Origin of the sequence: Aeromonas jandaei (genome assembly GCF_037890695.1) — a bacterium.
GTDB lineage: Bacteria > Pseudomonadota > Gammaproteobacteria > Enterobacterales > Aeromonadaceae > Aeromonas > Aeromonas jandaei.
Genome location: NZ_CP149571.1, coordinates 1239360 through 1262497, shown reverse-complemented (window position 1 = coordinate 1262497; position 23138 = coordinate 1239360). Strand labels below are relative to the sequence as shown.

Genomic DNA, 23138 nt, shown 5'->3' with positions numbered 1-23138 from the left:
AAATCCTAAGAATTTGGAGGTGCAGAAAACCGGCTAACTTTACCAATGCCCACCCCAATGGGCAAGCGCTCAAACTGTCGCCAATCAATCAAGCGCGACAAAAGTGCGAGTCATTACTCACTTGCTCAGGCTTGCCAGCCCTCATAAACAGGGTGTTGGGGGGAGAAGATGCTCCTCACCCCCAGTTGTGGCACTTCAACGCAATATTTCACGGCGATAGATAATTCTGTCATTACCGCGGGTCGAACCGAAGATGGCCTCCCCTTGCAGGGTCAGCGGATCAGAGAGCCAGAGCGGTGATGAGGGTTGCTTCGCCAGGTTCACCTTGTAGGGAATACGTACTGCGATCCCGGGTCTGGCAAACTGGAACAGGATCTCGCCATCTTTTGCCGTACCCGACATAGCACCGGGAAGTGTGCTGCCCAGCCCCAGTTTGATGGTACGCCCGGTTCCCAGATTGAGGCTGCTGGTTGTCGCATCAAACGAGTGACTTGGATTGAGGAACGCAATCCCCTGACCAGCAAGGGATAGCAGAGTGCACTGATCCAGCTTGTTTAACACCCAGTTGCCCGCTTCGTAATATTGCAGCTGCAATGGCACCGGCAGATCCGCCGATGCAAGACCTGCCGCAGTGCCCGCCATCAGCCGGCCGTACAACAGTTTTTGAGTTCCCAGCAGCACCGCATTACACCCTGCGCCGGAACATGCTCCAGCTACAGCAGTATTCATATTTGGATTAGCCAACAGTGTATTGCCGCCATCCTTATCATCAACTTTGATACCAAAGCTTAACGTGGCAAAAGGCGCTTCTGGACTCGTCGCACGATCAAAGCGGGTATTCAGCCCGAAAGGCGACTGCTGATTTATACTGGCGACGCCACTTGCCCAACTGAGCGAGGGCGACAGTGTAATACGCTGGTCACGCGCGACCCCATCCAGAGCATTAGCGGCCACCATCTCGGCAACACCTTTAGCAAATGCCCCCTTATAGTTCTGTGTCGTCCCTTTCTGCAGATTGCGCGCAGTGAGGACAAAACCGCTGGCAAAGGGCTGACTCATGTATGTAAAGGCATTGCAGGCAGGCGTGATAAAACCATTACTCAAACTGTAATCCCAGGGTACGAAGCGTCCCACCGGCAGGCTGCTGGCGGGAGGGATGGTATAGCCGAAATAGCCCGTAGATACAGCGCTCCCCTCTGGCGGCGTTGCCTTCGGTGGCGTTGCCGTCATCCCGAACACCCCCACCTCGCTCACCGTCTGGCCAATGGTATTGACACTGTTGGTCGCTGCAACGTGGTTATAGGTGGTAATACCCAGCGCGGCATTGGAGCCCGGGCTTGGTGCCACCAAGGTGCTACCCAAACCAATGCCACTCAGCACAAAGTTGGGCGTAGTCTGATTCCCTACGCAGATATCCCCATCATTGGCGGATTCCCAGGCCATCGCCTTGATATCTATCTGAAACGTTTCCCCTGCTTTTTTGAATACCGGACAACTGCTATCACCTGCCGCGCAGACCCCTTGCGGGGGCGTAATGCAAAGACCGACCGGGCGCGCCACAAACTGATCCGCACCTAGCATCACCAGACCGGCTTCATTGCCGGTGCCATCATAACGGGCATCCAGTTGCACCTTGCCCGCATCCGGATAATTAACCGTGATGGTCGACTGCCCCTGCGAATCAAATGCGAGGGAGAGCGGCGTTGCAGCCCCCTGACTGGCTCCAATCACACTGTTGTTAACGCTCATCTTGCTGCTGTAAGGGTTACTGGTGGGGCTGATATAGCTGCTCCAGAACTTGACGCTCTTGGTCTGACTGGCAAAGCCCGGCACACACAGCTTGGTCACATCACTCTTTTTGACCGCCTTGATGGTAACCGTCTGCGGCTGATTGGAGTAGGTGTCCGGCACATCGAAGAAGAAGCCGCTGTCGGCAAAATTCAGGGTGCAGGCTGCCGCACTGGGAGCCCCGGCCCCGGCCTTGCACAAGGTGGTGCTGAATGGCTTGGTCGTGGGATTCGAACCAGAAACGCCGATAGTAACTGCTGTCGTCGTGTTATTACGCAACTGCACCGTGGTCGAGCCGCCACTAAAGGTCACAGTATTGCCACCAATCCAGCCATTGCTGGCAGAAGTAGGGGTAAGACTCAGGGTCGCAGTCACCGGGTCTTGGATAAGTGTGCTACAAGCGGCATCGGCGCACGCTTTAACCGTCACGGTTTCGGGATTGCAGGTCAGCGGCTGACCGGAGTGATCAAGCTGGAAATGGTCAATCTGCACCCCGATCGGATTGGAGCGCAGAGCGCAGATCTGGAAATTATCTATCTCGTGATAGTTGGTTACTGAACCGGTTGAGCCAGTCAGAGAGAGAAGGAAGTTGCTGGGCACCGCTGTTTGACCGGTCTGGCTCAGCATATTGATAGGACTGATCAGTGTATTGTACCCCCCACCGGTATCACGCTCGACTTTGACCAGAGACTGCCCACTGGTGCGAGAGTCAACCGTGATGCGATAGCGATGGGAACGATTACTGTTGGTGCCACTATCCACCGAGGGGCTGAGATAGCTACTGGTGCCAGAAAGATAGCGATAGCCAGAATAACCTGAGCCCGACCCTCGTATCGAAACAGCTTGTGGCCGGGAGCCGGGATTATAATCCCCTCCTTCGTTAGCGTAGTTACCATATTCGTCAAGCCCGACCCCGAGCCAACCACCTGCAAAACCGCTAAACCCGGTTTTGTAGCCATAGCCAAGCGGGCCACCAAAAGCGCCCGGCTGCGGCGTCAGCGTTGCGTCGGAGAGCACCACCGCCATACCGTCAGCCCCGCTCGTCCCAGAGGTCTTGTAGGCATATTGATCGAACTCAACTGTGACCAGGTTGCCGGCTCCCGGGAAGAGCCGCTGGAATGTAGCGGAAGTTGCCTGGTTGGTAACATTTTGAGTGAGACGCAAACGGCCATTTTGCACCGATGGCAAGGTACTGCTGTTACGCTGAGCCACGACCCAGTTGTCAGGATTGATCTGAGCACTGTCAAATCCGTCAGCAAAACAGGTCAGCATAGGGGCCAGTACAGCTTGGTTGATACTGGATTGTGCATCCATCTTCAAATAGCCAGCCGTCACCCGACCGTAAATGGTGGCGCTGTTATTCATAGTGAGCAGACCATCAGTGTAGAGGTAACCATAAAACGTGGTGGCATTGTCTATCACCATGTTGTTGTAGTTAACCCAGATGAGGCTGCCCTGATTATTCGCGTTGATACTGACAGTATTCAGTAATGTCACATCCTGATTCACGAAGATCCGGGTAGTGCCACTACCTGACAGGCGGATAGTTCCATTATCTATAGCCAGCTTGTCGATGAAATAATCCCCATCACCCAATACCAGAGTCGCATTGTTGCGCACCGTCAGGTTTCTGATTTGGTAGGTACTGCGGCTAGGGAAAGTCATGATGCAATTTTCGACTGTCATGGAGCCATAAGCTGCACTCGATGCAGTTTGCGAACCAGAGAAACAACTCTGGCTCGTATTGGAAGTGGTGGCAAGAAACGCATTATTGCCATTCAAAGCCAGACCGCGAATATCACTACCGGTGATGCTACAAACTTTGTATCCACCGGCCCCATCATCACAACGAGGCGTATTATTCGGGTCCGGCTGGATAGAACAAAAATTGATCTGCTGACCGCCAGTGCCATTGATCTTGGCGTTGTTGAATTGAGTCAGTTGATAGCCGTTTACCTGATGACAGGCATCACTATTGTTGCCATGGTGTCCTTGCACCACAGCAGGAAAAAGTAAACCGGTATCAATGGGATCAAATGCCCATACCTGGCTAGTGAAAAAAACCAGCGCCCAGAGCCATCGCATCATCAGCCTCCATCAAAAGCTTCCACCATCACGGTTCTGCTCACCATAAAATCAGGGCTGTCCGAGGTGAGGTCACTTGTTCCGCATGTACCAACACTCTCCAGTCGATAGCCGTTGGTCACGGTTCCGTTGTAAGTTACCGGCACACTGCCGCAACGCACCACAGCCTGACACCCCGCAAGCCCGGGGTTGGCGGTAAAGTTGACTGTAGTGGTTGCCGGGCACAATGCGGGAGGAGCCGGCTGGACGAGAGTACGATTGGGAAACAACCGATAGAGCGCCACTTCCAGCCCGCTCTGTGCCGCCAGCAGGGCCCGCACGCTGCGCACCTCCACCGTATTCTTCTCGCCGCTGTCGACCAGAAAACGGCCCATGGCCGCAGCCAGCAGTGCCATGACCACAATGACGAAGAGCGCGATCATCAGGGCGCTCCCCCGCATTCCTCTGGGTGAGTGCGCATCAAGGGACATTGAGCACCTCGATCTTGTGATTGAACGTAACCGACTCCCCCTTGCGCTCGAATACGAAGCGCATGCCAAACTCCCCTTCCGCGTTGAAGGCTGAGGCTTCCCGATAGAAATTGCCGGAAGCAAGAGAATCGGCCATCAACACGCCGGTGGCAGGCAAGGATGCACTGATGGCAGCACTTGCCCGAGTGATCGTGTTGCCCTCTACGCAATAGCGAACCTGTTGATTGGCAAAATAAACCCGGCTCCCCGGCGAAAGGCCAGCCAGACTCTCGGCACTGGTATAGCGGATGGATTGTGCACCGGATACCGGAGTCTGCACTGCTGTGACGTTGGCCACGCAGCGCCCGTAATCACAACCACTGCTCAGGGAACTTGCACTGGAATTGGGTAACGGAAAGACCACCATCAGATCACCGACTTTGACCGCGGTCGCATCAGTGCTCAGGGGAGCCGTCGCGGCGGCAGGCGTTGCCATCACCAGCTCCAGCGTGGAGCTGCTGCCAGATACCGTTTTGTTCAGGGCAAGGTAGCGGCTGGAGGTGCTGATGGGCCAGAAGCGCAGACAGGCACCGGAATCAACCCAGAGGCCGCCCGCAGTCTCGATCCGCTCAGAACCGGGCACCGCATTGCGCAGCTCGCGGTTTAGCCGCTCCATGGCGAAACGGGCATCGCTCATCAGCTGCTCACGACTGCTGGCATCGCCATAGATTTGGGTGCCGATACCGATAAACTGGCTGGTAAAGGTCGCCATGATCCCGAGCAGCAGAATCACCATCACCAGCTCGACCAGAGTAAAACCGCTGGCTGAGCACAAGGCGGTTAGGGCAGCGCGATCGTTCCGTTGAATGACCCTGCCCATCAGTAATTCCCCCGATAGAAGGAGAAATCGAGCACGCTCTGATTGGGCAGGCGAACCTGCAGATCGATGCGCTTGCCTACCGAGCAGGGGGCCGTGCAGCTCTTGAAGGTGCCATCGCTGAAATCAACGGCACTGACAGCGATTTTGACCTGATAGTTGCGATACTCATCGCTGCCGATACCTGACGAAGTCTGGGTAAACCAGCTGGCATCCCGCCAGTTGCCTGCCGTATCGAAGTCATCCACATCGTTGTAGGCATAAGGCGCCGGTTCACCATCAGAACCATAACTGCCTGAACAGGGTGCAATCGTCACACCGGCAACCTGTTCGCCACAGCGATAACGCCCGCCATTATGATCCGACTGCTCATCAAACGACTTTTGCAGGATCTCGCCAGTCAGGCGCTGGGCCAACTGGGCGGCACGCACCTGCTGCACCGGATCAACCGCCTGCGGCGCCTGATTGATGAGTAAACCGAGAATGCCGGTCAGCGCCACCGCCAGCAGCACTATGCCGACGATCAGCTCGATCAGGGTAAAACCGCGTTCAGGGGCTCTCATGGATATAGCCCTCTGACTCGATCCTGATTGTCCCCGTCTCACGACCATCGCTTACCTGCAGGGTACATCCCGCACTGCAAACCCCGATTGGCCGTCCCATCTGATCGAAACGGAGCACAAAGCTACTGCTGTTATTAAGGGAGATAGTCATACCGGCAGAAGGCGTGACCGGACGACCACGGGTGCGTTGATTGCCACTCCAGCTGGCAATAGCGCCGGGGGCAGGACAACCCCCGCCGGCAACAGCCTGGGTAATATGAGCAAAACTGGATGCATCGACCACCAGCTGGGTACAGCGGTTGGCAGGCTCATGCATATTGACGGTTTGCACCAAGCGCAGCCGGGTCAGCAACTCATCACGCAAACTTTGAGTTTCAAAGCCGCCTTTGCCCAGCCATTTGGGCATGGCAAAGGCGGCCAGAATCCCGAGTAACAGGATCACCATTACGAGCTCGATAAGGGTAAAGCCTCGTATTTTGGACACTGATACTCCGACTAAAAATGGGAGGGTTTCCCCTCCCCAAAATGTTTTATTTACCGCAATCAGTGGCTACGGCAATGCTTGGTGCACTTCCAGCAGCACCAGGTTGAGTGTAAGTGACCGAGCACTTGCCATTGGCTTGATCATTAGGCTTGAAAGTACCAGGAGTACCTGACACAACTGCCCAACCGTCCAGAGTAACAGTCTTGTCAACATCAGTAGTGGTTGGATAACCATAAATAGTGTTAACAGTGGTACCTGCAATTGAGACAGCCCCTGAAGTTGACTCAATTCCTTGAATAGCTGCTTTGCTATAAACCATTTGTGAAGCACTCTGCAGTGACGCTTTAACACCATCAGCAGCAGCCTTACGAGCATCATCCTGCAGATTCAGGAACTTGGGTGCGGCAGTCACTGCCAGAATACCCAGAATAATGATCACGATAACCAGTTCGATCAGGGTAAAACCCGCCTGTTTTTTCATTGCACTTTCCTCTGTCAATTAATGTTGGTGGTCACCTGACCGGAGGCCGGACGGTAACTGAAACTCATAAATGCATCAGTACTGCCTTGCGGATCCTGATACTTGCCATCGCTGCCCTTACTTAAACTATTGACCAGATAGTAGCGGCAGACCGAATCCAGTCCATTACTGCTCACGGTGGCATAGTATTTCAGGTCATTACCACTACCGCGCACTTCACTGAAGCTGGCCGTAGCCTTGGGCGGGTTTTGCAGCAACCCCTCCCAAATTTTCAGACACCGCTCCGCAGTCAGATTGGCAGGATCCACATCGGGAGTGCCGCCAGCCGCGGTATCCATCGGATAACCTGGCGATAACTCGCCATTGCTGATCTGGGTATCGGTCGGTGTTGTCAGATAGAAACGGGAACCGTCATAAAGCACTGTGTTGAGGCTATCCTGTTTGGCTCGCCCCTCGGCTTCCCACTGGGCCCGCACCAGAGATACCCCGGTAGCAAAACCGCCGGAGACCCCCTCGACACTGGCCTTCTTCGCCTCGTCAGTCACATCAAGAAAACGGGGCAACGCCGTTACCGCCAGGATCCCCAGGATCACGATGACGATCACCAGCTCAATCAGAGAGAAACCTGCCGTCCGTTTCATCATCCCTCTCATTGGCACTCTCAGTGCCGTTGATTTCATTGTCATGCCCCCTCCCCGATAGAGCCTGCATTATTTCATGCAGACTCAAAAAAATCATGCCGTTAGGCCCTGTCATCGCCCTTGTTCAAGGTGATTTAATCACACGCCCGTCAGAAAATTGATAAAAAAGCCAATAACCATCCCACCCGATGTCGCAACCGCTGCCATCAGCGCGGGCCAAAAACTGCAGAGGAGGCAGCCCCTCCTGCTGCTCTCCCACCAACGCCAGCCACAGCTGCCGACAATCAGCGGAGGGGGATTGCAGTGGCGACAGACCAAGCGGCCAGCCTCGCTCATCGAAATACCAGCCCTGCTCACCCACATAGAGCGTCCGGGGCCGCCGCTCATCGAGCCAGAGGCCGTGCAAACGTTGTGCCCGTTCGGCAAATTGCACACCCAGCAGGGTGAGAGTGAGTTGCTGTGCCTCCTCCCGGTTGTGCTGATAAGTGCGCGCCAGCGTAGCCACAATAATCATCAGCAGGATCACCACTGCAATCCGCCGATAGCCGCCGAGCCAGCGGTCATCCTGCACTGCCTGTCTGCTCATCCAGCCCTCGACTCCCCGCGGCTACGCCAGCAAATTACTTGCCTCTTACGGCTCTCATCATGTCCCACATCGGCGTGAAGATACCCAGCGCCAGAATCAAAACCATGACAGCCACAATCCCGATCAGAATCGGCTCGATCCGCGCTGTGAGGCTCTTGAGGTCATAGTCGACCTCTCGCTCGTAATATTCGGCAGCTTCATGGAGCAGGTCATCGACCTGACCGGTCTCTTCACCCACCGCAATCATCTGCATTACCAACGGGGTAAATAGACCACTGCTGCTGGCGGTGCGTAGCAGGCTCTCGCCCCGCTCGATCCCGGCCCGCATATCACGGATCCGGCCAGCCATCCAAGCGTTATCCACCGCATCGGCAACCAGCATCAGTGCCGTATTGAGCGGCACCCCGGCTTTAAGCATCATGGAAAAACTGCGGGCAAAACGGGCCAGCAGTGAACGCTCTATGATGGTTCCGACGATAGGCAACCTGAGTTGCCAGCGATGCCAGGTCAGCTTGCCCTTGGGGGTCGCTACCCAGCGCCGCCAGCTGACAACAATAGCAATCAGGGTGGCGAGCATCAGCCACCAGTAGTGCACAAAGAAGTGAGAAGTCGCGAGCAGGATCCGGGTCGCCAGCGGCAGCTCCACCCCGAATTTGGCAAACATGCCGGCAAAGACCGGTATCACCATGATATTGAGGATCACCATGGCGATGCCGATGGCGATCAGCACGAAGCTGGGATAACGCATCGCCGTCTTGATCCGCTTGCGGGTCTCCAGCTCCAGCTCGAAATAGGTGGCAAGCTGCAGGAAGGCCTCTTCCAGCTGACCGGTGTTCTCCCCTACGTGGATAATGGCGATGAAGAGACTGCTGAACACTCTGGGGTGAGCCTGCATCGAGCTCGACAAGGGTCGGCCGTTGCCAAGATCCTCTCCCAGCGCATGGAGCGCACGTTTGAGTGGCTTGCTGTGGGTGCTCTCCTCCAGCCCGGCGATGGCGCGCAGGATCGGGATCCCGGCTCGGGTCAGGGCATACATCTGGCGACAGAAGATCACCAGCTCGTCGAGTTTGACGCCACCTTCCAGCAGCAGCGACCAGTTAAGCTCAGCCCCCTTGGCATTGCCCGGTTTGAGCTCGGTAGGCATCACGCCACGGCGCATCAATTGCTCGGCCGCCGCCATTTCGTTGGCCGCCTCAACCACACCACTGGTAGCGTTGCCCTGACTGTCGCGCCCCTTGTAGGCAAAGTTAGCCATCGCTTACCCCAAATCCTCGGCCAGCCGGAGCACCTCATCCACCGAGGTGATCCCCTCGCGGGCATAATCGAGGGCAGTGAGGGCCAGCGGCCGATAGTGCTCATGCTGACGGGCCGCCTTGGCAAAACCCTCAGCGTCATTGCGGCGCAGTGCATCCATCATCGGTTGATCCAGCTCCAGCAACTCGTACACCCCGATCCTGCCCGAATAACCGGTGAAGTTGCAGCTCTGGCAACCCCGCCCCTTGTGATAGGTATGCTGACCGGGGGCCTCTCCCGAGAGCACGGTAAGCCAGGTCGTCTGTCCTTCGTCCGGCACCTTCTCCTCAACGCAGTGTTCGCAGATCCGTCTCACCAGTCGCTGGGCAACAACCGCCCGCAGGGCACTGGCCACCAGATAGCCCGGAGCCCCCATATCGATCAGGCGCAGGGCACTGGTCACCGCATCGTTGGTGTGCAGGGTAGTCAACACCAGATGACCGGTGATGGCGCCGCGCAGGCCGATCTCCACCGTCTCGTTGTCGCGCATCTCGCCCACCAGCAGGATGTCCGGGTCCTGACGCAAGGTAGAACGCAGCACGTGGGAGAAGGTGAGGCCAATCTTGGGGTTGACCTGCACCTGGCTGATGCGAGGCAAACGGTACTCCACCGGGTCTTCAACCGTGATGATCTTCTGGCTCGCCTGATTCAGCTCTGAGAGCGCGCCATAGAGGGTAGTAGTCTTGCCGCTACCGGTCGGGCCCGTTACCAGGATCATGCCGTGTGGCCGTTTGAGCTGACGGCGGAAACGGGTCAGGATATCGGGCGGCATCCCGGTTTCAGTCAGCGAGAGGATGCCGGAGGATTGATCCAGCAGACGCATCACCACCGACTCGCCATACTGTACCGGCATGGTGGACATCCGCACATCCACATCACGGCCGCGCACTTTCATGTTGAAACGGCCATCCTGCGGTAAGCGCTTCTCGGAAATATCGAGCCCCGCCACTAGCTTGAGACGCAGCACCAGCGCCTGGGCGATACGCACCTCGTTGAGGATATTCTCGTGGAGGATGCCGTCGATCCGCTGGCGAATGCGCAGCACCTTCTCGTCCGGCTCGATATGGATATCCGAGGCGCCAACCTGCACCGCGTCTTCAAACAGGGAGCGCAGCAGCTTGGCCACCGTCGCCTCCCCCTCATCATTAGCTCCCAGATTGCTGGAGCCCAGCTCGAAGCCGGAGTCCTGATACTCCTCCTGCAGCTGTTCGGCGAAGCTCTCGATTTCGCGGGTACGGCGGTAGAGCCGGTCGAAATACTCCAGCAGCTGCCCTTCTCGGGCAACCGCCAGCACCATGATGCGCGGGCTGAGCAGAGCGGCAATGGCATCCAGTGCACTCAGATCGGCCGGATCCGACATGGCCACCGTCACCCGATCGTCGGTGAGATTGACCGCCAGCGCCCGGTAACGGCGCGCCTGCACCTCGGGCAACAGCGGCACCGCGGCAGCATCTATGGTGAGGTTGTTGAGATCGAAGAAGGGCACATCCAGCTGACGGGCGAGGAACTGCAGCAACTGCACCTCGCTGATAAAGCCGAGGTCGATGAGGGTAGTGCCCAGCTTGCGGCCGGTCTGACGCTGCTGCTGCAGCGCGAGCTGCAGCTGATCATCGGAGATGATCTGCTCTTGTACCAGCAGGTCGCCGAGGCGCATTTTCAGTCTGGGTTGTGCCATTGCTACTCCGATTCCTGTTGTTCTCTTCCCCCTTGCTCCATCTGATCCGGTAATCGTCAGGGAGCAAGCTGGGCAATCCGTTGTTCCAGCCAGTTGGTGGATGCTTCGCCCAGGTTGCCGTGCAGCTGGGCATTGCGATAGGCATCAAGGGCTCGCTGGCTGTGGCCCTGACCATCCTCGGCCACACCAAGCCCAAGCCACCAGCGCCCCTGATCGGGCTGCTGACGCAGCAGCTTCACATAGAGATTGGCCGCCTCGACATTCTGTCCCAGCTCCTGCGCCAGTCCGGCCCAAGTCGCGTAATAGTCCAGATTGCTGGCGAGATCAGGCTGATAACCAGCCAACCAGCCCAGCGCCTGCTGCTGCAACCCCTCGCTAATGGCAAGACGGGCCAGTAGCAGGCGAAAATCGGCCTGTTGCGGATCGAGTCGGATCCCCTCCTCCAGCAGCTGGCGAGCCTCAGTCAGCCGCCCTTCTCCGTAGAGCAAGCCGGCCAGCTGTTCACGGGCCCCTTGGTTATAGGGATCGTGGGCAAGCACGTCGTAGTAGTTGTCCTGCGTATCGCGCATATTGCCCTTGGCCATGGCGGTAGTCGCCTTGCGCTCCGAGAGCGCCGCCAGCTCTTTGGGTGACAGCTCGACCGTTTCAATCTTGAGCACGCTCGGCTTGCGCGGTGCGGCGGCAGCCTGCTGCTCCGCAGCCAGCTCGGCATACAGCTCGGGCTGCAGCTCCTCATCGGTCGGCGTCCGCTCGTCAATCTCGCTGGAGGCGTCAAAGGGAGCACCTTCCCCCTGAGCCAGCGATGCCTCGTCTTCCGCTTCTTCATCTGCAGGTTCCGCCTGACGGGGCAGTGGCAGGGTAGCGGCCACTTCGGCCGATGCGGCTGAAGCGACCGGCTCGGCAACCCGGGCAACCGCATCGGGAGTGGCCTGCTCACTGACTACATTGGCCTGCGGCGCAACCGCACGGGTTTGCTGCCAGTAGATCCAGGTTCGCCATCCCAGGATCCCGAGTGCCAGCCCGCAGAGCAGAGTGAGCAGCAACATCCACCAACCCTGCTGGCGCGCCGGAGCAACGTAGACAGCCGCGCCTTCGGCGCCTTGCTGGCGCTGCTCCAGATCTTTCAGCATCTGGTTGATCACGCTCATGACCAGACTCCATAAGCCAGGGCACATCCCAGCAATAGCAACAGCGGCCACCAGCGCCGCGGCGCAAAGCGGCTGGCATCGTCGGTGTCGCGAATGGCGAGCCCTACCAGCCGGCCATCAACCTGACGAGCACCCTGACCATAGGCCAGCATCAGGCACTTGTGCGCCAGAATGTTGATAAGCCTTGGCACGCCGCGCGAGGCGCGCCATAGCAGGCGCAAGGCGCGGCCGGCGAACAGCGGCGCGCCGCGATAACCGGAGACCTGCAATCTGTGCTCCAGATAGGCACGAGTCTCGTCAAAACTGAGTGGCCGCAGGCGATAGGAGAAGCCAATGCGCTGGCGCAGCTGACGCAGATTGGTTTTGGCCAGCCGCACATCCAGTTCGGGTTGACCAAACAGCACTATCTGCAACAGCTTGCTCGACTCGGTTTCCAGATTGCCAAACAGCCGAATGGCCTCCAGCGTCTCATCCGGCAGAGCCTGTGCCTCGTCGATCAGGACCACCACCCGACTCCCCTGCTGATGCAGGCTGATCAGATGGCGATGGATGCGATCGGTGAGATCCAGCTCGCTCTGATCCCGCACCGACAACCCCAGCTCCAGTGCCAGCGCGGTGCGCAGCTCGGCTGGACTGAGGTGGGGATTGGGCAGCCAGGCCAGGCGTACCGGGCACTCTTCCGAGCCCAGCTCGCTCAGCAGTTTGCGGCAGAGCAGGGTCTTGCCGGTCCCCACCTCGCCGGTCACCTTGATAAACCCTTCCCCCTGAGCCAGCGCCCAGTTGAGCACCTGCAGCGCCTCTTCATGAGGCGGCAGGCCGTAGTAGAAACTGGTGTTGGGGGTAAGGCTGAACGGCGCCTCCTGCAGGCCGAAATGGTTCAGGTACATCAGTCGTTACCTGCAACCGCGGGCAAGAGGCCTCTGCGAACAAATCGCCGCAGGCCACCCGGAATAAGACTGACCGCTCGCTGAGTCATGAGTTAGCCCTTGGAGGGATACCACTTGTCGAGCAAATCGGAGGAGCGTTGCAACTCGTTTTGCCAGGTATCTTTCTCCACCACGGTCGGTTTGAGCATAATCACCAGCTCTACCTTCTTGGTGCTCTCGCGGCGATTGGTAAATGCTTCGCCCACCCAGGGGATATCGCCCAGCAACGGCACCTTGCTGACGCTTTCCGACTTGTCGGTCTTCATCAGGCCACCTATCACGATGATGTCGCCGTTGTTGGCCTGCACCACGGTATCGGATTCGCGGATCGAGCTCTTGGCGAGCGGCAGCTCCAGCGGTTTGGCGGTGCCTACATTGATGATCTTCTTCTGCTCTTCAGTATCGATAACCGAGGGGTGGATATGCAGCAACACCCGACCCTCTTCATCGATCTGCGGCGTCACATCCAGCGCGATGCCCGAGAAAAAGGGGGTCAGCTCCACATTGGGGGTCACGATAGGTTCAGCCGTGCCAGTCGAAGTCACGGTGGTGGTCGAGGCGTTGGTGACGAAGTACTCGTCCGTACCCACCTTGATCACCGCCTTCTGGTTGTTGGTGGCAGTCACACGCGGGCTGGAGAGGGTATTCACATCGCCCTGTGTTTTCAGCAACTTGACCGCCACATTAAAGTTGCCGTCAGAGACCTTAAACCCGGCCCCTCCACCCAGAGCGGTGAAGATTTCATTACTGGTTGTGGGAAGCTGAGTATTGGCTAGAGACTCTCCCCCTGTTATTCCTTTGTTGCCATCCCAGCTAGCGGAAAGACCGCTCCAGTCGACACCTTGCTCATAACCCTCCCTAAGAGTCACTTCAAGGATACGGGCCTCCAGCACCACCTGACGCTTGAGATGCTCTTCCGACTGGCTGAGGAACTCGCGCACCGCCTTGAGCTCTTTTGGATAGGCACGCACCGTCACCAGCCCCGCCTGCGGGCTGGTAATCACCGCACGTCCGTCACCACTGCCGACCAGGGTCTGCAACGCATCACGCAGATCGGTCCAATAGTCGTTGGTGTTATCTGTCTCGATCCGGGTGCCATTGCCACTGCTGTTCGAGTTGCTCGAGTTATTTGTCGTGCTATTGGTCGTGCTGTTGCTGGATGAGCTGTCGAAATTGCTGTTGCTACCGTTGTTGTTGTCATTGGCGGTCACCCCACCAGTACTGACCGAGGTGCGGGAAAGGCCGCGCCGGGAGAGCATCAGATAGTTGACCGGGATGGTCTCGGTGCGAAGGCCTGCAGGATAGATATGGAAAACACTCCCTTTGCGCTGCACGTCGAAGCCATACATATCGCCAACTACCGCCAGCACTTCGGGCAGGGTGACATCTTTCAGTTCGACCGAGACCAGCCCGGAGACCCCGGGATGCACCGCCACGCTATAGCGGGAGCCCTTGAACAGTGAACCGAAAAACTCCACCGCCTCCACATCATGGGCAGCAATACGCAACCGCTTCTCCGGCATGGCAATCGGCATCTGCGGCCGGTTCAGTTGCAGCAGCTCGCTCTGCACCGACTTGGGCAGCGTGGTCAGGGGGGCATTTTGCTGCTTCTGCTGCTCATTCATCGCCTGCTTGAGCGCGTCCTTGGCCTGAGTTGGCTCTGGGTGCTTGTAGGTAGTGCAGCCTGCGGCCATCATGGCCAAGGTGATCAAACAGAAACGGTGTATTTTCATGTAATTAGTGCACCCTGCAATGAAACTCGATAAACCCGGCTTACCTGCCAATGGCTAGTGCGGCTCAAACCCTGATCTTGCTGGCAAACAGTGCCACCGAATGGCGTTTTCCCGCCTTTTCCAGCACCACCGCATCGGCATTGATGGCCACCAGCTTGTAGCCGTCCACCTGCTGCCCGACCCGATAACTCTTGCCATTGAGCACCGCCAGTGCCGGGCCATTGCCCAGCATGATGCTCTGCAGCTTCGGCAAGCCGGCGCTGTTCTGGCCGGTTGCACTCGCGCCAACCGCCATGTCGGCCAAGGGCGCGGTGGGATCCTGCAACACCTCGACCTGCCCGGCTTGCGCCAGCAACGCAAAGAGGCACGCCCACAATGCAAACCATCTAGCCACGAATAAACTCCTTGCTGGTACTCAGGGTGTAGATCTCCATCTCCACCACAGCCCCCGGATAGGCTTTCACCTGATAGTCGAACTGTTTCCAGTAAAAGTGGCGAGGCAACGCCTCCAGCGCCTTGAGATATTGATACACATCGAAATAACCGCCTTCCAGCTGGAGACGGATACCGTGTTTGTAAAGATTGACCTTCTGCCCCTGCTCCCCGGCCATCAGTGGCGTCGGCTCCAGTGAACTGAGTGCCAGCATATGGAGATTGGCAGAGCGGGAGAGCAGCGCCTCCAGCACCTGCGGCATTTCGTGTGCCGGGATCAGGTCGACAGTCTGGGCCTTGAGCGCCTCATCGACAGCTGTGAGATCGCTTTCTACCCGTGCCAGCTGCTCACGAACCCCCTGATTGGGATCCCGCTGCAGACGAGCCTGCTTGCCCAGATTCTCCAGCCCCAGAATCTCGAGATCGCGTTCGGCTGCGCTCAGGGCCATGCGATCCTGCCGCAGCTGGGTATCAGCGCCATCCAGCCAGCCATAGACGCAGGCAGCCACCAGCAGCACCAGCCCGGTCAGCAGGATCAGCACCCGCTCCCGCTGGCTCAGGGCGTTAATTCGCCGAGACCACTCCTGCCATTGTGCTTTCAGGTTCATCAGGGCTTCTCCCGCGCAATGCCACTCAACTGGAACGCAAGACGCCCCTCCTTGTCACGACTCAGGGTCAACTCGCCAAACTCCTTGCCCATCAGGGTCGGGGCCTGCTTGAAGCGGTTGACCCAGGCCGGCACATCCTGACTGCGACCGGCAAAGCCGGAGAGATTGATCCGCCCTTCGAGGATCTCGATCCGTTGCAGGGAGAGATTACTGTTGCGAATGCGGGAGAGATCGGCCAACACACCGGCATACCCCTGCGATTTTTGCAGGGATAAGGAGCCGAGCTGGCGCAGCAGCTCCTGTCTGGCCCCCAGATCATCCTGCTTGTTGAGCAACTGCTGCTGCAGAGCCGGATCGGCCAGATGGCGCGCCAGATCGGCATCGAGCCGCTGCGCCTCGCTGCGCTTGAGCGCCAGCTCGGCGTTGACCTGTGCCAGCGCTCTGCTGACACTGTGCTGCTGCCAGCTGTAACCGGCACCGACCAGCAAGATGACAAGCAGGGTGATGCCCCATGCCAGCACCATCTGGTTGAGGCTGGCCCACTGCCGCTTGGGGTGAAACTCGGCGCCATAGAGGTTTATCTGACGTTTCATCAGGCATCCTCCCCGATGGCGGCAGCATAGGCCGAGAGGTATTCGACCCCGGCCAGTACCGCCTTGTTGGCCATGGCGGAGACAGCGAGGCCGAAGGTATGCTCCATGTGGCGAACCAGGGTGCCGATAAAGGGCGAGGCGACGGCCAGCTGCATCTGGCCAATCTCCGGCAGTTTGAGCTGGCCGACCAGATAATCGAACGAGCGCTGGATCTCCAGCGCCAGCGAATCGAGCAACATGCTGTCAGGCTCCTGTTCGCCGGTCAGGGAGGCAAAGCCGCGCAACTGGCGGGAGAAGCAGAGCCCCCCCTGATGAAAAACCAGCAGTTGCAGATCCTGTCCCTTCGGCTGCCAGAGCAGCATGCGCACCGTTGCATCCGCCTCATAAAGGGAGGTCAACGCCAGTTCATCACTGATGATGGATTGCAGGGTGGCAATGCCGTTGATCGCCTCTGCCAGTTGCAGCACCCTGCTCTTGGGCAGGCAGATAACATTGATCCGCGGTCGACCGGCAGGCGGAGTGGGCAGATCCACATAATCCATCGCCAGCTGCAGCACCGGCTCGTTGACATAATCCTTGATGGCCCAGGGGAGCGCCCCCGCCATTTCGGCATCGGGGACGGCGGGCTTGTCGATCTGGATCTGCTGATAGAGCGGGGCGGCCAGGGCAACGCGTACCCGGGATTTGGCAAGGCCGTGGCGAGTGAATAGTTCGTTGACGGCGAGCGGCCACTCTTGCGGGCTGTTGATGGCGCGCGTAGCAAACACTGGGGGATTGCCCACAGCTGCCAGCATGATCCTGTCATTGGCCAGCAAGAGCCCCACCTGGCGGCTTGGCGTCGACCGTCTGAACAGTTGTTTCATGTAAGCCCGCCCGTCATTAGTGATTAAATGAGTGAAATATTAACATAAACAGCAAATTAGCCTCCAGACAAAACAGGGACTCACCATTGCAAGCCAACCCTTCGCCGCCGGCGTTTGAAATCAGTGCCATTGGCCCGTCACCACTGCAAGCGATCCACCATCCGTTGCTGACCCGCTATGGCGTCGAGCTCTGGTGCAAACGGGACGATCTGATCCACCTGCTCATCTCCGGCAACAAGTGGCGCAAGCTCAAATACCATCTGCACCATGCCCACGAACACGGCAAACGCCACCTGCTCTCGTTTGGTGGCGCTTACTCCAATCATATCCATGCCCTGGCCGCTGCCGGCCATCAATTTGGCCTTCGCACCACAGGTATCATACGGGGCGAAAGTGACTCAGTCAGCAACTCTACCCTGAGCGATGCCATACGCTGGGGCATGGATCTCGTTTTTGTCGATCGGCAGAGCTACCGGCGGCGGCAGGAGCCGGAATGGCTGGCTCAATTTGAAGCCGCAGATACCCTCATCGTTCCCGAAGGCGGGAGCAGCCCTCTCGCCATCCCCGGAGTGGCCGAACTGGTAACCGAGCTCCCCTTCTCGCCGGATCTCTGGGTGCTCCCCTGCGCCAGCGGCGGCACCCTGGCCGGCCTGATTGCCGGCAAGCAGGAAAGGGAGCAGATCCTCGCCATCGCCGTGCTCAAGGGAGGCAACTTTATCGCCGACGAGGTGCGCCGCCTCTACCCCGCCGCCGCCACAACACCCGGCTGGCAGATCGCACTGGATCATCACGACGGTGGTTACGCCAGATTCAGCCCGGCGCTCTGGCAGTGGGTACAGGCCTTCAGCACCGAAACCGGTCTGCCGCTGGAACCCATCTACAGCGGCAAGGCAATGTACGGGCTGTTTCGCGAGCTGGCTGCGGGTCGCATAGCTCCGGGTAGCAGGATCGTATTTATCCACACCGGTGGCATGCAGGGGCTGGCCGGGCTCAGGGAGCAGGGCCGCCTCTGAGACATCAGGCTTCGGCCGGTTCCATCACCAGTCGCTCGGGCAGCGCAAACCAGGGGCCCTGCCCCGCATGTACCCCGAGGTGGCGCAGCATCTTCCACTCGTCACCACTCTCGACCCCCACGGCCAGAACCCGGGTCGGGGTATTGGCGCAGCCGCCCACCAGACTGCGCACCGCCATCTGGTTCACCTGGCGAGCATGGATCTCCCGCACCAAGCTGGGGTGGAGCTTGAGGAAGTTGATTTCGAACTCCTTGATGTACTGGGTGCTCACCACATCCTGGCCGGCATGGTCGATGGCCAGCATGCATCCGAGCATCCGCAGGGAGCGCAACGGTCGCTTCAGGGCTTCGAAATGGCGGGTAACCTGCGCCTCAGAGAGCTGCAGGATCAGCCGCTCGTTGGTACTGCGCGGCAGCTGGAACAGAGCGAAGAAGAGCCAGCGCTGGAAGTCGCGATGGAGCAGGCTCTGGGCGCTGAGAGCCAGACTGACCGGGCAGCTCTGGTCGGAGCGCTGACGCAGCAACGCCAGGGTCTGCTCCGCCACCAGCCGATCCAGCTGGAGCAACAACCCCACCTTCTCGGCCATCGGCATGAAGATCCCGGCTGGCAGCGGCCGCCCCTGCTCATCGTCAAGATAGGTGAGCAACTCCTGCTGCAGCACCACCTGCCCGCGATCCTGCTGGATCGGCTGGATATAGAACTCGATGGCCTGATCCTCGAGGCGGCGGCTGAGCAGAGTACGCCAGCGCACAGTGCCCTTGCTGCTCTGCTCCTCATCCAGCTGCTTTTCGTAGAGGAACCAGCCGTTGTGCCCTTGCAGACGGGCGCTCTTGAGAGCCAGCTCCGCCTCCTCCTGTACCTTGAGCAGGGAGTCCTGCGACTGATAGCAGACGGCGCCGAGATAAACCGCGGTCTCCGGATTGACCTCTTGCGGCCAGTGGAGGCGCTGCAGGCTCTTGAGCAGCTGGCTGGCACTGTCCACCATCTCGCTCTCGGACATATTGGGCAGCAGCACGGCAAACACTTGCCCGGCATAGCGGGCCTGCAGGGCGCCACTGTGCTTGCGCACGAAGGCCCCGATAGTAGCGCTTGCCTCCAGCATCAGGTCATGACCCAGCAGATCGAACTGCTCGGCCTCCAGATCCTCTAGACAGGCGAGATCGATCAGCAGCACGCCGCCGCTCATCACGCTCGCCTCCATGATGGCGCTCTCGAGCCGGTTGTCGAAAAAGAGACGGTTGCCAATGCCGGTCATCTTGTCGACGAAGGCATTGCTGCGGATGAAGTTGTCGAAGCGGCTGCGCTCCTTGCGGGCATCCGCCAGCTCGGCCAGCAGATGGTCGAGCGCCTGACTGGCGGCAACCGGCCACTCTTCGGCGGGGTCGTGATTCAGTTTGGAGAGTTTGTCATCGAGGATCAGCTGGGCACGCTCGGCCAACAACTCGGCTCCGCGCAGTTGCTGGCGCAGCCAGCGAATGGAGTACCAGAGGCCGAACACCACGATAAAGACGCCGAAGGAGATACCGGACATCGCCTTGATGGAGTACTCAGCCTCCTTGAAGGGGCGCTCCAGCTTCAGATTGGCCTGCATGCCGATCTGGTGGGTCAAGGGCTTGCTGTATGGCAGCAACAACTGATCATCGACCGAACGCTGCACATCGCGAAACCAGTAGACTCGCTGATCGTTCTGGCGCACCTCCAGCTCGACGACGTGGGAAGCACGCAGCAGGGTGGGCAACCAGTGACTCATTTCGTTCATGTCATGGGAGACATCGAGCTGCTTGTCGATCACCTCGACCAGCGCATCAACCTTCTTCTGCTGCAGCTCCATCCCCAGCTCGCGAAAGCTGAACACGCCGCCAATCAGCACGGTCGCCATGGCGGCAATCACGCACAGGGTGATAAACGAGACAAGCTGTGTAGTCAGTTTCATGCGCCTTTCCGTATGCCCAGCATCATCCATGTGACCTCATGGTAGCAGCGGCGATCAGCGCCCTGCTATGGATGGAGATCCCGCTTCTGCAATTTCAAAGGGGCGAGGATACCGAAAGCGAGGGGAGATTACCAAGCGCGGAGCAAACGAAGAGAGCAGAGCGGAAAACGGCAGAAAGAAAAATGGTCCCTGAAAAGGGACCAAAAGGAACACTCATATCAAAACTAACACTCTGTGCTACTGACAAAAAACAGATACAGGAGTATTGAACACACGGTGAGTCAAACCGCGGGGCTACTCTAATGCGTTCGGATAAGTCGGGCAATTGTCATTTATGACAGGTTAACGATTGAATCTCTCCATAACCAAGATACAAAATCATTTAAAATCATTACGTTAATAATTTAATCAAGGCAGCTAATAATCCCGCTTCAAATTGATTGTACTAATGCAATAAACTCAATGTTGCCCATATGGGCCCAACCATACAGCAGGTCGCCCCATGCGCACCCCATCAATACTTATTTATTTGTTATTGTTGGCTTTTCCTGTTCTTGTCGGTCAACCGATTGCGTACTGGCTGGCTAAGCCTCTTGCAGAAAGAATGCAGGAGCAGAAGATGGCTGAGATAAAGCAGGCCAACATCGAACGCTACAAAATTATTAACGAGATTCTCTCTACCCAGTTGAAACAGTTCGAGTTCAACTGCGGCGCCAAGGATATGGCGTTACTGCGTAACCCCCGTTTTTACAACACCCATATTCGCCTGCAAGGGTTGGAGCTTGGCTCGGGGCAGGTTTGCTCCAGCCTGGGGCAAGGAATCTCGATTGCCATCAGCCCACAACCTGATGACATCGCCATAGGCCCGTTCGGCCTGACCGCCACACCACCCAGCTTCAATACGGAACAGGAACTGGTGGTCTATTACAGAGCCACCAACGGCAACATTGCCTATTGGGTGCTGGACAACAGCTGGATCCACGAAATCCTTCAGACCCCCTGTGCCGACTGCTTCTATCTGGAGTTCAATCTGATCAACAAAGATTCGTACGTCCCCATGCTGCCGCGTGGCGACAAACGAATCAAACAGGAGCCAGGTCCGAACAGTATCGACTCTTATGAACCTAACACCTTGACCAAGCAGACGTTGTGGGCAGGCCAGGCACTGACACGTTATGCCAGAGCGCAGGCTGAAACCCTGGCTTTATGGATTGGTGTGGCGCTGGGTATTCTGCTGGCTGGTGCCTACTGGTTGCATCGCCACTATCAGCGCTCGCTGCAAGGACTGTTGCAGATCGGTTTGAAAAATCAGGAATTTGAACCTTTCTACCAACCGGTAGTGGATAGCCGAACCGGAGAAGTCGTTGGCTTCGAGGCGCTGCTACGCTGGCGCCGCAGGGGGGAGCTGGTTCCTCCCGGCGCCTTTATCGACTATATCGAAGAGCAGGGGCTGATCCTGCCGATAACAGCCCAATTGCTGGAGCGGGTACTCACAGACCTCTCCTCTCTTGCTGCAACTCAGTGGGTCAGCGTCAATCTGGTGGCGGCCCATGTCGAGCAGCCTCTGCTGCGCAACCTGCTGCAACAACATCAGTGGCCCTCCCCCGCCCAGCTCACCTTTGAGCTGACCGAGCGCAAACCACTGACCGATATCAAGAGTGCTACCAGCGAGATCAATGCCCTGCAAGAGCGGGGCTATCACATCAAACTGGATGACTTTGGTACCGGCTATGGCGGCTTCGCCTATCTGCAGAGCCTCGGGATCCGCCAGATCAAGATCGACAAGATGTTCGTCGACACCATAGGCACCGACGACCTCAAACGCAGCGTGCTGGATGCCATCATCGCCTTTGGCCGAGAGTCGGGGATGGAGATGATTGCCGAGGGGGTCGAGACCCGGGAGCAGGTCGACTACCTGTATCGGCAGGGAGTCTATCTGATACAGGGCTATGTCTTTGGCAAGCCCATGCCGCTGCAGGAGCTGCTGCTCTGGCAACAGGCCTTCCGCCAACCCATGGCGGAAACGGCCTGACGACAGAGAAGAGAACTCTCTTTCCCGGAGCTTGAGCCGGGGTCACTCACTCTGCGGCAGGATAGCGGTACTCACCACCGCGAAAACGGGCCCAGAGGCAGTCGCCCAGATCAAAATGCCACCACTCGCCAGGATAGTTGCTGAACCCTTCCCGCCGCATCAGCCAGAACAGCAGACGGCGGTTGTCACGGATCTGCAACCGCCGCGCCTCGCTCATTCCCGCACAGGGGCGTTCGAAATAGTCGCTCTCGGCCCGCTCGCTGATATCGTCAAAGCCGGTACCAAAGTCGAGCGGCTCGCCACTCGCCAGATCGTGCAGCAGCAGATCGATGGCTCCGCCCGACAGATGGGGCGGTACCGGATAGTGACCGGGATCAGAGGGATGGGCACAGAAACGGCGAGTCTCCTGCTCAAGCCGAGCGCCATCCCAGTCGGGATTGGCTGCGGCAATTTCGCCCTTGATCCGCTCGAAGATGGCCAGAGACGTGGCGCGACTGCGAAATCCGTCGAGCAAGGTGAGCCCCAATCCCGCAGGCAGCGCTGCGGCTACCCGCACCAGCGCTTTGGCAACCGGCTCCCGCACCCGGATCTGCGGCTCACTGCCCACCAGACCGAGCCGGTAATAGACGGGATCGATGCGGATCCTAGCGCTGGCGGCCACGATCACCAGCGGATCACTGGCCGAGAGCGCCGCCTGTTCGGCAGCGCTGGCCGGTTCATAGTCGTGAGAGATGGGTGGCAACGGCATCACATGGACTCCTGATCAGAGGGGGAGCCATTTCAGCAGAGCCTTGCCAACGGGGCAAGCCTGCCATCGGCGCCGCCACAACCCGAGATCTGTTCCGCTCCAGGCACCCGATTTACATCTGTTAACAAAATGGGCTGCCCCTCGAGGCCAAGAGCTTTTATCATAAGGGGCTGGTCAGGGTGCAACC

At 58.3% G+C, this 23138-nt stretch carries 21 protein-coding genes; 2 read left to right on the top strand and 19 right to left on the bottom strand.

Annotated elements, in window-relative coordinates:
• Positions 1-195 precede the first annotated feature (195 nt).
• From WE862_RS06125 to WE862_RS06045, 17 genes are all read right to left on the bottom strand, one after another.
• A complete protein-coding gene (locus WE862_RS06125; RefSeq protein ID WP_339058712.1) occupies positions 196-3876 on the bottom strand; it encodes a DUF6701 domain-containing protein in 3681 nt (1226 codons plus the stop codon).
• A complete protein-coding gene (locus WE862_RS06120) occupies positions 3876-4295 on the bottom strand; it encodes an MSHA biogenesis protein MshP (RefSeq protein WP_082035494.1) in 420 nt (139 codons plus the stop codon). The genes WE862_RS06125 and WE862_RS06120 overlap by 1 nt, the downstream gene beginning before the upstream one ends.
• A gap of 37 nt (positions 4296-4332) precedes the next feature.
• Entirely contained in the window at positions 4333-5157 is an 825-nt protein-coding gene (locus WE862_RS06115) for a PilW family protein (RefSeq protein ID WP_156128779.1), read from the bottom strand.
• A gap of 44 nt (positions 5158-5201) precedes the next feature.
• Entirely contained in the window at positions 5202-5762 is a 561-nt protein-coding gene (locus WE862_RS06110) for a type IV pilus modification PilV family protein (RefSeq protein ID WP_042032243.1), read from the bottom strand.
• Positions 5749-6246 carry a type II secretion system protein gene (locus WE862_RS06105; protein ID WP_082035496.1) on the bottom strand — a complete coding sequence of 166 codons (498 nt, stop codon included), beginning with the start codon at positions 6244-6246 and terminating at the stop codon, positions 5749-5751. The genes WE862_RS06110 and WE862_RS06105 overlap by 14 nt, the downstream gene beginning before the upstream one ends.
• A gap of 46 nt (positions 6247-6292) precedes the next feature.
• Entirely contained in the window at positions 6293-6727 is a 435-nt protein-coding gene (locus WE862_RS06100; RefSeq protein ID WP_042032245.1) for a prepilin-type N-terminal cleavage/methylation domain-containing protein, read from the bottom strand.
• 14 nt (positions 6728-6741) lie between these two features.
• Positions 6742-7413 carry an MSHA fimbrial major subunit MshB gene (gene mshB, locus WE862_RS06095; protein WP_156128771.1) on the bottom strand — a complete coding sequence of 224 codons (672 nt, stop codon included), beginning with the start codon at positions 7411-7413 and terminating at the stop codon, positions 6742-6744.
• Between the two features lie 79 nt (positions 7414-7492).
• Positions 7493-7954, bottom strand: coding sequence for a hypothetical protein (locus WE862_RS06090; protein ID WP_042032247.1), 462 nt, complete (start codon positions 7952-7954; stop codon positions 7493-7495).
• Between the two features lie 34 nt (positions 7955-7988).
• On the bottom strand, positions 7989-9209 hold the full coding sequence (locus tag WE862_RS06085; RefSeq protein ID WP_042032248.1) for a type II secretion system F family protein: 1221 nt from the start codon (positions 9207-9209) through the stop codon (positions 7989-7991).
• 3 nt (positions 9210-9212) lie between these two features.
• A complete protein-coding gene (gene mshE / locus WE862_RS06080; RefSeq protein ID WP_042032249.1) occupies positions 9213-10922 on the bottom strand; it encodes an MSHA fimbrial ATPase MshE in 1710 nt (569 codons plus the stop codon).
• A gap of 56 nt (positions 10923-10978) precedes the next feature.
• Complete coding sequence (locus WE862_RS06075; protein WP_042032250.1) at positions 10979-12070, bottom strand: tetratricopeptide repeat protein; 1092 nt, start codon at positions 12068-12070, stop codon at positions 10979-10981.
• Positions 12067-12957, bottom strand: a complete 891-nt coding sequence (locus WE862_RS06070) for an ExeA family protein (RefSeq protein WP_042032251.1) — start codon at positions 12955-12957, stop codon at positions 12067-12069. Before WE862_RS06070 ends, WE862_RS06075 begins: the two co-directional genes overlap by 4 nt.
• Before the next feature lie 92 nt (positions 12958-13049).
• Positions 13050-14729, bottom strand: coding sequence for a pilus (MSHA type) biogenesis protein MshL (mshL, locus tag WE862_RS06065; RefSeq protein ID WP_042032252.1), 1680 nt, complete (start codon positions 14727-14729; stop codon positions 13050-13052).
• Positions 14730-14793: 64 nt separating this feature from the next.
• A complete protein-coding gene (locus tag WE862_RS06060) occupies positions 14794-15123 on the bottom strand; it encodes a SctD/MshK family protein (protein WP_042032253.1) in 330 nt (109 codons plus the stop codon).
• Positions 15116-15769, bottom strand: coding sequence for a hypothetical protein (locus tag WE862_RS06055; protein WP_042032254.1), 654 nt, complete (start codon positions 15767-15769; stop codon positions 15116-15118). Before WE862_RS06055 ends, WE862_RS06060 begins: the two co-directional genes overlap by 8 nt.
• A complete protein-coding gene (locus WE862_RS06050; RefSeq protein ID WP_042032255.1) occupies positions 15769-16362 on the bottom strand; it encodes a PilN domain-containing protein in 594 nt (197 codons plus the stop codon). The genes WE862_RS06055 and WE862_RS06050 overlap by 1 nt, the downstream gene beginning before the upstream one ends.
• Complete coding sequence (locus tag WE862_RS06045; protein WP_042032256.1) at positions 16362-17225, bottom strand: hypothetical protein; 864 nt, start codon at positions 17223-17225, stop codon at positions 16362-16364. The genes WE862_RS06050 and WE862_RS06045 overlap by 1 nt, the downstream gene beginning before the upstream one ends.
• Positions 17226-17311: 86 nt before the next feature.
• On the opposite strand from WE862_RS06045, the gene WE862_RS06040 reads away from it, so the two are divergent.
• The gene (locus tag WE862_RS06040) at positions 17312-18238 is read left to right on the top strand and encodes a 1-aminocyclopropane-1-carboxylate deaminase/D-cysteine desulfhydrase (protein ID WP_042032257.1); all 927 of its coding nucleotides are present in this window, start codon (positions 17312-17314) and stop codon (positions 18236-18238) included.
• 4 nt (positions 18239-18242) lie between these two features.
• Here the strand turns inward: WE862_RS06040 and WE862_RS06035 are convergent, their stop codons facing one another.
• Entirely contained in the window at positions 18243-20171 is a 1929-nt protein-coding gene (locus WE862_RS06035; protein ID WP_042032258.1) for an EAL domain-containing protein, read from the bottom strand.
• Between the two features lie 502 nt (positions 20172-20673).
• Here WE862_RS06035 and WE862_RS06030 point away from each other — a divergent pair.
• Complete coding sequence (locus WE862_RS06030) at positions 20674-22203, top strand: EAL domain-containing protein (protein ID WP_042032260.1); 1530 nt, start codon at positions 20674-20676, stop codon at positions 22201-22203.
• Between the two features lie 46 nt (positions 22204-22249).
• On the opposite strand, the gene WE862_RS06025 is transcribed toward WE862_RS06030, so the two are convergent.
• Positions 22250-22951: a M15 family metallopeptidase gene (locus WE862_RS06025; protein ID WP_042032261.1), complete on the bottom strand. Its 702-nt coding sequence runs from the start codon at positions 22949-22951 to the stop codon at positions 22250-22252.
• Between the last annotated feature and the right edge of the window lie 187 nt (positions 22952-23138).

What these genes read in the sequence shown, in the direction of transcription:
- WE862_RS06125 (WP_339058712.1), bottom strand. Translation starts at nt 3,876, where the DNA reads ATGATGCGATGGCTCTGGGCGCTGGTTTTTTTCACTAGCCAGGTATGG.
- WE862_RS06120 (WP_082035494.1), bottom strand. Translation starts at nt 4,295, where the DNA reads ATGATCGCGCTCTTCGTCATTGTGGTCATGGCACTGCTGGCTGCGGCC.
- WE862_RS06110 (WP_042032243.1), bottom strand. Translation starts at nt 5,762, where the DNA reads ATGAGAGCCCCTGAACGCGGTTTTACCCTGATCGAGCTGATCGTCGGC.
- WE862_RS06100 (WP_042032245.1), bottom strand. Translation starts at nt 6,727, where the DNA reads ATGAAAAAACAGGCGGGTTTTACCCTGATCGAACTGGTTATCGTGATC.
- mshB (WP_156128771.1), bottom strand. Translation starts at nt 7,413, where the DNA reads ATGACAATGAAATCAACGGCACTGAGAGTGCCAATGAGAGGGATGATG.
- WE862_RS06090 (WP_042032247.1), bottom strand. Translation starts at nt 7,954, where the DNA reads ATGAGCAGACAGGCAGTGCAGGATGACCGCTGGCTCGGCGGCTATCGG.
- WE862_RS06085 (WP_042032248.1), bottom strand. Translation starts at nt 9,209, where the DNA reads ATGGCTAACTTTGCCTACAAGGGGCGCGACAGTCAGGGCAACGCTACC.
- mshE (WP_042032249.1), bottom strand. Translation starts at nt 10,922, where the DNA reads ATGGCACAACCCAGACTGAAAATGCGCCTCGGCGACCTGCTGGTACAA.
- WE862_RS06075 (WP_042032250.1), bottom strand. Translation starts at nt 12,070, where the DNA reads ATGAGCGTGATCAACCAGATGCTGAAAGATCTGGAGCAGCGCCAGCAA.
- WE862_RS06070 (WP_042032251.1), bottom strand. Translation starts at nt 12,957, where the DNA reads ATGTACCTGAACCATTTCGGCCTGCAGGAGGCGCCGTTCAGCCTTACC.
- mshL (WP_042032252.1), bottom strand. Translation starts at nt 14,729, where the DNA reads ATGAAAATACACCGTTTCTGTTTGATCACCTTGGCCATGATGGCCGCA.
- WE862_RS06055 (WP_042032254.1), bottom strand. Translation starts at nt 15,769, where the DNA reads ATGAACCTGAAAGCACAATGGCAGGAGTGGTCTCGGCGAATTAACGCC.
- WE862_RS06050 (WP_042032255.1), bottom strand. Translation starts at nt 16,362, where the DNA reads ATGAAACGTCAGATAAACCTCTATGGCGCCGAGTTTCACCCCAAGCGG.
- WE862_RS06045 (WP_042032256.1), bottom strand. Translation starts at nt 17,225, where the DNA reads ATGAAACAACTGTTCAGACGGTCGACGCCAAGCCGCCAGGTGGGGCTC.
- WE862_RS06035 (WP_042032258.1), bottom strand. Translation starts at nt 20,171, where the DNA reads ATGAAACTGACTACACAGCTTGTCTCGTTTATCACCCTGTGCGTGATT.
- WE862_RS06030 (WP_042032260.1), top strand. Translation starts at nt 20,674, where the DNA reads ATGCGCACCCCATCAATACTTATTTATTTGTTATTGTTGGCTTTTCCT.
- WE862_RS06025 (WP_042032261.1), bottom strand. Translation starts at nt 22,951, where the DNA reads ATGCCGTTGCCACCCATCTCTCACGACTATGAACCGGCCAGCGCTGCC.